Below are 10614 nucleotides of genomic sequence, written 5' to 3'. Positions count from 1 at the left end.
GGTCCGGCACTATGCCTGGAGCAGGTCGGGGAGGTCGCCGGCGTGCAGCACCACCAGCCTGCTCACCGCCCGGGTCAGGACGACGTAGAGCCGGTGCAGGCCACGCGGTTCGGCGGCCACGATGGCGGCCGGCTCCACCACGACCACGGAGTCGAACTCCAGCCCCTTCACCAGGGTGGCCGGCACGACGGACACGCGGGTCGGCTCCGCCCCGTCGTCGGCCAGCGCCGCGACGTCCAGGCCGGCCGCCTGCAGCACCCCGACCACGTCGGCCACTGCCTCGTCGGCGCAGACGACGCCGGTGGAGCCCTCGGTCGCGGCCAGCTCACCGACCACCTCGGCCAGCGGTCCGGCAAGCAGCGACACCGGCCGCAGCTGGAGCGACCCCGGCTCCCGGCGCGCCGCCGTCGCGGCGGGCAGCCCGGGGGCGATCCGGGGCAGCAGCCGGTTGGCGAAGTCCAGCACCTCGCCGGGCACCCGGTAGCCGCGGGTCAGCGGGCGCACGGGAGTGCCCGGGCGGCCCAGCCCGGTGAGCGTCTGCGCCCAGTCGGCCGCCGACCACGGGCTGGTCGCCTGGGCGAGGTCACCGAGGACGGTGAGCGAACCGGCCGCCAGCCGACGGGCCACCGCCCGGCACTGCATGGGCGAGAGGTCCTGCGCCTCGTCGACGACCACGTGCCCGTAGCGCGACGTGCGCTCGAGCATCCCGGCGACCTCGTCGACCAGCACGGCGTCGGCGGGCGTCCACCGGGCGGCGCGCACCGAGCGCGGCGGTGACGGCCAGCGCAGCAGCGCCTGCTCGTCGGCGGTGAGCACCCCGCGGGCGGCCCGGGCCAGCCGCTCGGGGTCGGAGAGCAGCCCGCAGACCAGACCGGCCGCGTCGACGGCCGGCCACACCGCGTCGCAGAACGCGCGCACCTCCGCACTGTGGGCGGTGCGGCGGGTCTCCGCGTCGGTCGGGCTGCCGCCGCCGGCCTCCTTCAGCCGTCGGGCGTGCTCGGCCAGGCTCATGGCCAGCCGTTCCCGCCCGGCGGCGTAGTGCAGCACCTGCTGGTCGTCGACGCCGCGGGTGCCGGCCCGGCGCAGGTCGTCGACGAACCGCTTGAGCCGCTCGACGCTGATCCGGTACCGCCGCCCGGTGAGCGTCACCTGCACCGAGTCCACCGGCTTGCTGATCCCGCCCCACAGCGCCCGGCGCAGCACCTCGGCCATCCGCTGGTCGCCCTTGAGGACGGCGACGGCGGGCTCGTCCTGGGCACGCACGGTCACCCGCGCGGTGAGGTCGGCGACCGTCGCCTGGTCCACCTCCACCTCCCCGAGGGCCGGGAGCACCTGCTCGATGTAGCGCAGGAAGGCCCGGTTGGGGCCGACCACCAGCACGCCGGTGCGGGCCAGCTGCTCGCCGTGGGTGTAGAGCAGGTAGGCCGCCCGGTGCAGCCCGACCGCCGTCTTGCCGGTGCCGGGGGCACCCTGCACGCAGATCGACTCGGTCAGCGGCGCCCGGACGATGTCGTCCTGGTCGGGCTGGATGGTGGCGACGATGTCGCGCATCGGGCCGCTGCGGGGGCGCTCGATCTCCTGCCGCAGGAGGTCCCCGTCGCCCTCCTCCCCCTCCGCCAGGAGCTCGTCCTCGTAGCCGGTCAGCTCGCCACCGGCGAAGCCGAACCGGCGTCGGCGGACCAGGCCCTGCGGATCGGCCGCGCTGGCCTGGTAGAACGGCCGGCTCATCGGGGCCCGCCAGTCGATGACGACCGGGTCGCCGGCCGCGTCCCGGACGTGCCGGCGGCCGATGTGGAAGCTCTCCGCATCGGCGTCGGTGCGCCCGAAGAAGGGCGGCACGCCGGGGTCGTGCGCCAGGGCGGCGAGGCGCTCGGCGCGGGCGGCGCCGAGCCGCTCGGACGCCCAGGCGTCGACACCGGCATCGGTGACCGCGACGGCGGCCGTGCGCATCTGGTGGAGACAGGAGGCGGCGAGCGTCAGGTGCTCGCGCTCGGCGGAGAGGACGGGATCGGCGGCGGTGGTCTCCGGGGCGGCGGGAGGACGAGACACGGTCGGAGCACGTTACGCGCGCCCGGGCGGCAGCTCAACCGACGTGCCGGAGCCGCCGACCGATGTGTAGACAGGCAGGTTCCGGATCATCCTCAGGCATGGCCAGTGACTCCGCTCTGCCCCCAGTGATCGGGGCGACCGCCGACGACCGGGACGGCAACGCCCTGGGCACGATCACGACCGTCTTCCTCGACGACGTGACGGGCCGGCCCACCTGGGTCGGCCTCACCGACGGGTCGGGCGCCCCGTCTGGCGACGTCCCGGTGATCGCGCCCATCTCCGACGCCGAGTACTCCGACGGTCGGCTCCGGCTCACCGTCGCTGCGGACGCCGTCCACACGGCTCCACGGGTCGCGCAGCCCGACCGGCTCAGCCCGGAGGAGGAGACGACGCTGCGCGAGCACTACCGCGGGGCCCCGGCGACCGGCCGGCACAGCACCGACACGGTCGCCCTCCCCACCGTGCCGACCGGGACGGCGGCCGACACTGCCATGACCCGCTCGGAGGAGCAGCTCCAGGTCAGCACGGTGGTCGAGCCGTGGACCCGGGCGGTGCTGCGGATCGAGGAGGTCACCGAGGAGGTCATGGTGCCGGTCACGATCACCCGGCAGCAGGCCCGCATCGAGTACCTGCCACTGTCCCCCGCCGACCGGGCCGGCACCGCCGACACCGACGGGACCGACGGGACACCGGGCGCCGAGCGGTCCACCCGCACCAGCGAGTGGGTGACGCTCTACACCGAGCAGCCCGCGGTGACGCTGGAGCGGGTGCCCGTCGAGCGGGTCCGGATGCGCACGGCTTGGGCCACCGAGGAGGCCACCGTGTCCGAGCAGCTGCGCCGCGAGCAGGTCGAGCTGACCACCACCGAGACCCCCCACACCTGACGCGGGCTGCCCCGGCCGGACCGCTGACGGCCCGGCCGGGGCGGGGGTTCAGCGCCGCAGCACCCGCGGGGCCAGCAGCCCCAGGGCCGCCGTGGTCACCCCGCCGACCACGGCGGTCACCGGGTGCGTCACCGCTGCCACCGTCCAGCTGCCCCGCCGGTGCCAGCCCACGTGCGAGCCACGGTCCTGACCGCCGTACCCGGCGTGCCAGAGGGCGCTGTCCTCGCGGGGGATCGAGGTCCGGTGGGGGTCCAGCTGGGACGGCCACATGTACCAGGACATGATCTTGTCCGTCACCCGCGGCAACAGCGCGCCCATCAGCATGACGACCTTCGCCTGGGCCCCGACGTAGACGTCCCGGATGGGGTGCGCGGCCGCGTGCAGGATGGCCTCGGCCACCGCCTCCGGCGGGTAGATCATCCCGCGGTGCGCGGGCTGCGCCTGCATGTAGCTCTGCGCGTGCTCGTTGTACGGGGTGTCGATCCGCCCCGGGTGGATGAGCGTCACCGAGATCGGGTCGTGCTCGTGCTCCAGCTCCACCCGCAGGGCGTCGGTGAAGCCGTGCACCGCGTGCTTGGCGCTGGCGTAGGTGGACTGGATGGGCGTCGAGCGGTCACCGAACAGACTGCCCACGTTGACGATCGCCCCGGCCTCCCCGCGGCCGCGGAAGTGCTCCACGGCCTGCAGGCAGCCGTAGACGACGCCCCAGTAGACGGTGTCCATCACCCGGTGCATGTCCTCGACGGACACCTCGGGGATCTCCCCGAAGACCGAGACGCCGGCGTTGTTCACCCAGGTGTCGAAGCGGCCGAACTCGGCGATGGCGGCGGCGGCGATCCGCGCGACGTCCTCCTGCCTGCCGACGTCGGCCACGACCGGCAGCGCCCGGCCGCCCGAGCCGCGGATCTCCTCGGCGAGGGTGCCGATGGCCTCCTCGTTGCGGGCGGCGAGGACGACTGCAGCGCCGCGCTGGGCCGCGCACCGGGCGGTGACCAGCCCGATGCCGCTGGAGGCACCGGTGATGACGACGACCTGCTGGTCGAGGGGACGGAGGGAGACGGGCACGGGCTGCTCCTGGAGCGGGCTCCGCCGGCGGACCGGCGACAGGGCGCCCTGCACTGAGCACCACGTTCTGCCTGCCCACGGTCACCCGTTGCCACACCTCCGCCCCGGGTCAGCTGCCCAGCCACCAGCCCAGGGCGCCCTCGACCAGGTCCGGCGTCAGCACGTGACCGCCGGCGAACTCGTGGTACCCCACCTCGTAGCCGTCGGCGGACAGGCTTGCTGCGACCCGGCGGCCGCACCGCTCCACCGGGAGCACCCGGTCGTCGGTGCCGTGGCTGATCCAGAAGCGCGGCCGCCCGAAGCGGCCGGGTGCGGCGACGAAGCCGGGCGAGAAGGCGGCCACCGCCTCGGCCAGGTCACCGTTGGCGACCCCGAGGGACAACGCGTAGGAACCGCCGTCGGAGAACCCGGCCAGCGCGATGCGAGCGACCGGGAGCCGGGTGAGCACGTCGGCCAGCGCGGCGTCCAGGACGGCGACGTCCCGGCCCAGCCCGCCGGCGATCAGGTCCCAGGTGGCGGCGGTCGACGTGGGTGCGAGCACCGCCACCCCGTGGGCCGCGGCGGGCTCCCCGACCGCCTGCAGCGCGTCAGCGGCCGAGCCGCCGGCCCCGTGGAAGAAGACCAGCAGCGCTCGCACCTCCCCCGGCGGCACCGCCAGCAGCACTTCCGCGCCCGGGCCGAGGTCCAGCGCCGACACCCCCGGTTCCGGGAGCGGGCCGGTCGGCGCTGCGGAGGGGCGGGCGTCGAGGCGGCCGCCGGCCGCTCGGGAGGCAGTCACCGCCCCGCCCTACCCCGGGGTCGGCCGACCTGCACGGCGCGGGGCGGGCGATCGGCCTCCGGCGTAAGGTACTTGGACGTCCACGTATCTCCGGCACCGTCGCCGTCAGGAGCCTTCATGGCCCAGCTCCACGTCCCCACCCACCCGGTCCGCTTCGTGACCGCGGCCAGCCTGTTCGACGGCCACGACGCGGCGATCAACGTGATGCGGCGGCTGCTGCAGAGCCAGGGCGCCGAGGTGGTGCACCTCGGCCACGACCGCAGCGTGCAGACCGTCGTCCGGGCGGCGCTGGAGGAGGACGTGCAGGGCGTCGCCATCTCCTCCTACCAGGGCGGGCACGTCGAGTACTTCAGCTACCTGGTCGAGGAGCTGGCCGCCCACGGCGCCGGCCACGTGCAGGTGTTCGGCGGCGGTGGCGGCGTCATCGTGCCGGAGGAGATCGCCCTGCTCCGCTCCCGCGGCGTGCGCATCTTCGCCCCGGAGGACGGCCAGCGGCTCGGCCTCCCCGGCATGATCAACACCCTCGTCGAGGCCTGCGACGTCGACCTGGCCGCCAGCGGCCCCGACCTGGACGCCCTCGGCGCCGGCGACCCCGCCGCCCTGGCCCGGGCGATCACCGTGCTGGAGGCCGGCCGCTCCCCCGAGCTGGCCGAGCGGGTCACCCGGGACGCCGCCGCGCGCACCGTGCCCGTGCTGGGCATCACCGGCACCGGCGGCTCGGGGAAGTCCTCGCTCACCGACGAGCTGCTGCGCCGGCTGCGGCTGGACAACGAGGACAAGCTGCGGATCGCGGTCATCGCCGTCGACCCGAGCCGTCGACGCGGTGGCGGCGCGCTGCTCGGCGACCGGATCCGGATGAACGCGCTCGAGACAGGCGACCGCAACCGCACCTTCTTCCGGTCCCTGGCCACCCGGACCGCCGGCGCCCAGGTCCCCGAGCACCTCGCCGACGTCGTCGCCGCGGTGAAGGTCGCCGGGTACGACCTCGTGGTCATCGAGACCCCCGGCATCGGCCAGGGCGACGCGGCGATCCTGCCGTTCAGCGACGTCTCGCTGTACGTGATGACGCCGGAGTTCGGCGCCGCGTCGCAGCTGGAGAAGATCGACATGCTCGACTTCGCCGACGTCGTGGCGGTCAACAAGTTCGAGCGGCGCGGCGCCGAGGACGCCCGCCGCGACGTCGCCCGGCAGCTGGTCCGCAACCGCGAGGCCTTCGGCACCCCGTGGCAGGAGATGCCGGTCTTCGGCACGTCGGCGGCGCGGTTCAACGACGACGGCGTCACCGCGCTCCACCAGCACCTCAAGGGCCTGCTCGCCGACCGTGGCCTGCCGGTGGGCAGCGGCGTCCTGCCGCGGGTCGACGTCCGCGCCTCCACCGGGTTGACCAGCGTCGTCCCGGCGTCGAAGGCCCGGTACCTGGCCGACGTGGCCGACGCCGTCCGCGGCTACCACCGCACCACCGTCGAGCAGGCCGAGCTGGTGCGGCGCAGCCAGCACCTGGGCACCGCGGCGGAGCTGCTCACCGGCGAAGCGGCCGCCCAGGCCGGCGAGCTGGCGGCGGCGGCCGAGGGCGAGCTGCTGCCCGCGATCCGTGCGCAGCTGCAGGAGTGGCCGGCCCGGGTCGAGGAGTACTCCGGCGACGAGCTGGTCTACACCGTCCGCGGCAAGGAGATCCGCACGCCGCTGACCCGCACCACGCTGTCCGGCAACCCGGTCCGCCGGGTGGCCCTCCCCCGGACCCAGGACCGGGCCGAGCTGCTCGGCTGGCTGCGCCGGGAGAACCTGCCGGGCTCCTTCCCCTACACCGCCGGGGTCTTCCCGTTCAAGCGCCAGGGCGAGGCCCCGGCCCGGATGTTCGCCGGCGAAGGCGACGCGTTCCGCACCAACCGGCGGTTCCAGCTGCTGTCGGCCGGCGGCGAGGCGACCCGACTGTCGACCGCGTTCGACTCGGTCACCCTCTACGGCCGCGACCCCGACCCGCGCCCGGACGTCTACGGCAAGGTCGGCACGTCCGGGGTCTCGATCGCCACCGTCGAGGACATGGCTGTCCTCTACGGCGGGTTCGACCTGTGCTCCCCGACCACCTCGGTGTCGATGACGATCAACGGGCCGGCCCCGGCCGTGCTGGCGATGTTCCTGAACACCGCGATCGACCAGCGGCTGGAGGCCTTCCGCGCCGAGGAGGGCCGGGAGCCCGACGAGGCCGAGACCGACGAGATCCGGGCCTGGGTGCTGGCCAACGTCCGCGGCACGGTGCAGGCCGACATCCTCAAGGAGGACCAGGGCCAGAACACCTGCATCTTCTCCACCGAGTTCGCGCTGCGCTGCATGGCCGACATCCAGCAGTGGTTCATCGACCACGCGGTGCGCAACTTCTACTCGGTGTCGATCTCCGGCTACCACATCGCCGAGGCCGGGGCGAACCCGATCAGCCAGCTGGCCTTCACGCTGGCCAACGGCTTCACCTACGTCGAGGCGTACCTGGCCCGCGGCATGTCCATCGACGACTTCGCGCCCAACCTGTCGTTCTTCTTCTCCAACGGGATGGACGCCGAGTACACGGTGATCGGCCGGGTCGCCCGCCGGATCTGGGCCGTCGCGATGAAGGAGCGGTACGGGGCCGCCCCCCGCTCCCAGCAGCTGAAGTACCACGTGCAGACCTCGGGCCGGTCGCTGCACGCGCAGGAGATGGACTTCAACGACATCCGGACGACGCTGCAGGCGCTCTGCGCGATCTACGACAACGCCAACAGCCTGCACACCAATGCCTACGACGAGGCGGTCACCACCCCCAGCGCCTCCTCGGTGCGCCGGGCGCTGGCGATCCAGATGATCATCGACCGGGAGTGGGGGCTGGCCGGCAACGAGAACCCGCTGCAGGGCTCCTTCGTCGTCGACGAGCTCACCGACCTGGTCGAGGCCGCGGTGCTGGAGGAGTTCGACCGGATCGCCGAGCGCGGCGGGGTGCTCGGCGCCATGGAGACCGGCTACCAGCGCGGCCGGATCCAGGACGAGTCGATGCTCTACGAGCACCGCAAGCACGACGGGTCGCTGCCGATCGTCGGCGTCAACACGTTCCTCGATCCCAACGCCGGCGCCGAGGCGCCCCGGACCGTCGAGCTGGCCCGGGCGACCGAGGCGGAGAAGCAGTCCCAGCTGGACCGGCTGGCCGACTTCCAGGCGCGGCACGCCACCGAGGCACCCGCGGCGCTGCGCCGGCTGCAGGAGGCCGCCACCGGCGGCGGCAACGTCTTCGACGCGCTGATGGACGCCGTCCGGCACTGCTCGCTGGGTCAGATCAGCGAGGCCTTCTTCGAGGTCGGCGGCCAGTACCGCCGCAACGTCTAGGAGGTCGTCCTGAGTCTGGAACTCGATCCCATCGAGGAGGCGGCGCGGCAGTGGCGGGCGCACGGGTGGGACGACGCCGCGGACGGGATGGCCGCCGTCACCTCGCTGATGCGGGCCCAGGCGATCGTGCTGGCCCGGGTCGAGGAGGTGCTGCGGCCGCTCGGGCTGTCCTTCGCCCGCTACGAGCTGCTCGTGCTGCTGTCCTTCACCCGCCGCAGCGCGCTGCCGATGGCGCGGGCCGGCGCCTTGCTGCAGGTGCACCCGGCGAGCGTGACCAACGCCGCGACCCGGCTGGAGGCGGCCGGGCTGGTGGTCCGCCGGCCGCACCCGCAGGACGGCCGGGCGGTGCTGGTGGAGCTCACCGAGCAGGGCCGGGCGCTGGCCGCGAAGGCCACCGACGAGCTGAACGCGGGGGTGTTCCGCCGCCCGGGACTCTCACCGGACGCGGTGCGGACGCTGGTCGACGTCGTCCGCGAGCTGCGCCGGGACGCCGGCGACTTCGCGTGACCAGCCATCGTGGCCACGATGGCGAACTCCTCGACGACCTCGCGACGGCGGTGCCGCTGCCCGGGCCGCCGCGGCGGGTGGTGTCGCTGGTGCCGTCGCTGACCGAGGCGCTGGCGGTGACCGTCCCCGACCGGCTGGTTGGTGCCACGGACTGGTGCACGCACCCGGCGGGTCTCGACGTCCCGCGGGTGCGCGGCACCAAGAACCCCGACCGGGCCGCGATCGAGGCGCTGCGGCCCGACCTCGTCGTGGCCAACCAGGAGGAGAACCGCCGGCTGGACGTCGAGCGGCTGCGGGCGGCCGGCGTGCCGGTGTGGGTGACCGTCACCGAGTCCGTCGACCAGGCGCTGGCCTCGATGCGCCGGCTGTTCGCCGACGTGCTGGGCGTCGGCACGCCGGAGTGGCTCCGCGTCGCGACCGCCGAGTGGGGCCGCCCGCCGGAGCTGCCCGGCACCCGGGTCGCCGTCCCGGTGTGGCGGGACCCGTGGATGGTGGTCGGCGCGCGGACCTTCACCGGTGACGTGCTGGCCCGCCTCGGCCTGGTCAACGTGTTCGCCGGCTCCTCCGACCGGTACCCGCACGTGCCGCTCGAGGAGCTGCGCGCGGCCGGCCCCGAGCTGGTGCTGCTGCCCGACGAGCCCTACCCGTTCACCGCCGACGACGGCCCCGAGGCGTTCGCCGGCACCCGCCCGGTCCTGGTCAGCGGCCGTCAGCTCACCTGGTACGGGCCCTCGCTGGCCACGGCACGGTCCGAGCTGCTCGCCGCGGTGGGACGACGCCCCGTAACCTGAGCGAGCGCTCCAGGCAACGGTGCCGGCGCCGAGCGAGAGGAGTCGCGGGATGCGCGACGCAGTCATCGTCGAGGCCGTGCGCACGCCCGTCGGCAAGCGCAACGGCGGCCTGGCCGGGGTGCACCCGACCGACCTGTCCGCCCACGTGCTGGAGTCCCTGGCCGGCCGCGCCGGGCTGGACCCGGCGCTGGTCGACGACGTCATCTGGGGCTGCGTCTCCCAGGTCGGCGAGCAGACCTTCGACATCGCGCGCAACGCCGTCCTGGCCGCCGGCTGGCCGGAGAGCGTGCCCGGCACGACCATCGACCGGCAGTGCGGCTCCTCGCAGCAGGCGGTGCACTTCGCCGCCGCCGGGCTGGTCGCCGGGCACTACGACGTCGTCGTCGCCGGTGGGGTCGAGTCGATGAGCCGGGTGCCGATGGGCTCCTCCACCGCCGGCCAGGACCCGCTCGGCGAGCGGTTCGCGCAGCGGTACGGCGTGCACCCGAACCAGGGCGTCGGTGCGGAGATGATCGCGCAGCGGTGGGGGCTGTCGCGCACCCAGCTGGACGAGTTCGCGCTCCGCTCGCACGAGCGGGCCGCGCAGGCCCAGGACGACGGGCTGTTCGCCGGCCAGATCGCCCCGGTGCACACCCCGGACGGGCTGGTCGAGCACGACGAGGGCATCCGCCGGGGCGGCACGGTCGAGGCGCTGGCCGGGCTGAAGACCCCCTTCAAGCCCGACGGCGTGATCAGCGCCGGGAACGCCAGCCAGATCTCCGACGGCTCGGCGGCCCTGCTGATGACGACGGGCGACCGCGCCCGCGAGCTCGGCCTCACCCCGATGGCCCGGGTGCACAGCGTCGCGCTGGCCGGCGACGACCCGGTGATCATGCTGACCGCGCCGATCCCGGCGACGCAGAAGGTGCTGCAGCGCAGCGGCCTGCGGCTGGACGAGATCGGTGTGTTCGAGGTCAACGAGGCCTTCGCCCCGGTGCCGCTCGCCTGGCTGGCCGAGATCGGCGCGGACGAGAAGGCGCTCAACCCGGTGGGCGGCGCGATCGCGCTCGGTCACCCGCTCGGCGGCTCCGGCGCCCGGATCATGACCACGATGCTGCACCACATGCGGGCCAACGGGATCCGCTACGGCCTGCAGACGATGTGCGAGGGCGGCGGCCAGGCCAACGCCACCATCCTCGAACTGCTCTGACCT

Annotated in this window: 8 protein-coding genes; 5 read left to right on the top strand and 3 right to left on the bottom strand. The window is 74.5% G+C overall.

Annotated features, from left to right (window positions below; all coding sequences use genetic code 11):
• Window positions 1–9: 9 nt before the first annotated feature.
• Entirely contained in the window at window positions 10–2049 is a 2040-nt protein-coding gene (locus tag FHL79_RS10390) for a HelD family protein (RefSeq protein ID WP_138758525.1), read from the bottom strand.
• Window positions 2050–2147: 98 nt separating this feature from the next.
• Here FHL79_RS10390 and FHL79_RS10385 point away from each other — a divergent pair, with 98 nt between their 5' ends.
• Window positions 2148–2933 (top strand): PRC and DUF2382 domain-containing protein, encoded by a 786-nt coding sequence (locus tag FHL79_RS10385; protein ID WP_171058104.1) that lies wholly within the window; start codon window positions 2148–2150, stop codon window positions 2931–2933.
• Between the two features lie 48 nt (window positions 2934–2981).
• On the opposite strand, the gene FHL79_RS10380 is transcribed toward FHL79_RS10385, so the two are convergent.
• Window positions 2982–3998 (bottom strand): SDR family oxidoreductase, encoded by a 1017-nt coding sequence (locus FHL79_RS10380; protein WP_138758523.1) that lies wholly within the window; start codon window positions 3996–3998, stop codon window positions 2982–2984.
• A 109-nt stretch (window positions 3999–4107) separates the two neighbouring features.
• A complete protein-coding gene (locus tag FHL79_RS10375) occupies window positions 4108–4776 on the bottom strand; it encodes an alpha/beta hydrolase (RefSeq protein WP_138758522.1) in 669 nt (222 codons plus the stop codon).
• 117 nt (window positions 4777–4893) lie between these two features.
• Here FHL79_RS10375 and icmF point away from each other — a divergent pair, with 117 nt between their 5' ends.
• From icmF to FHL79_RS10355, 4 genes are all read left to right on the top strand, one after another.
• Window positions 4894–8124 (top strand): fused isobutyryl-CoA mutase/GTPase IcmF, encoded by a 3231-nt coding sequence (gene icmF, locus FHL79_RS10370; RefSeq protein WP_138758521.1) that lies wholly within the window; start codon window positions 4894–4896, stop codon window positions 8122–8124.
• A gap of 87 nt (window positions 8125–8211) precedes the next feature.
• Window positions 8212–8631, top strand: a complete 420-nt coding sequence (locus tag FHL79_RS10365; protein WP_246080601.1) for a MarR family winged helix-turn-helix transcriptional regulator — start codon at window positions 8212–8214, stop codon at window positions 8629–8631.
• Window positions 8628–9422 carry a helical backbone metal receptor gene (locus tag FHL79_RS10360; protein WP_138758519.1) on the top strand — a complete coding sequence of 265 codons (795 nt, stop codon included), beginning with the start codon at window positions 8628–8630 and terminating at the stop codon, window positions 9420–9422. Before FHL79_RS10365 ends, FHL79_RS10360 begins: the two co-directional genes overlap by 4 nt.
• Before the next feature lie 49 nt (window positions 9423–9471).
• Window positions 9472–10611, top strand: a complete 1140-nt coding sequence (locus FHL79_RS10355) for a thiolase family protein (RefSeq protein WP_138758518.1) — start codon at window positions 9472–9474, stop codon at window positions 10609–10611.
• Window positions 10612–10614: the final 3 nt, after the last annotated feature.

It is taken from the genome of Modestobacter altitudinis, from assembly GCF_005930475.1.
Taxonomy (GTDB): domain Bacteria; phylum Actinomycetota; class Actinomycetes; order Mycobacteriales; family Geodermatophilaceae; genus Modestobacter; species Modestobacter altitudinis.
This window is presented reverse-complemented; position numbering and strand designations above follow the sequence as displayed.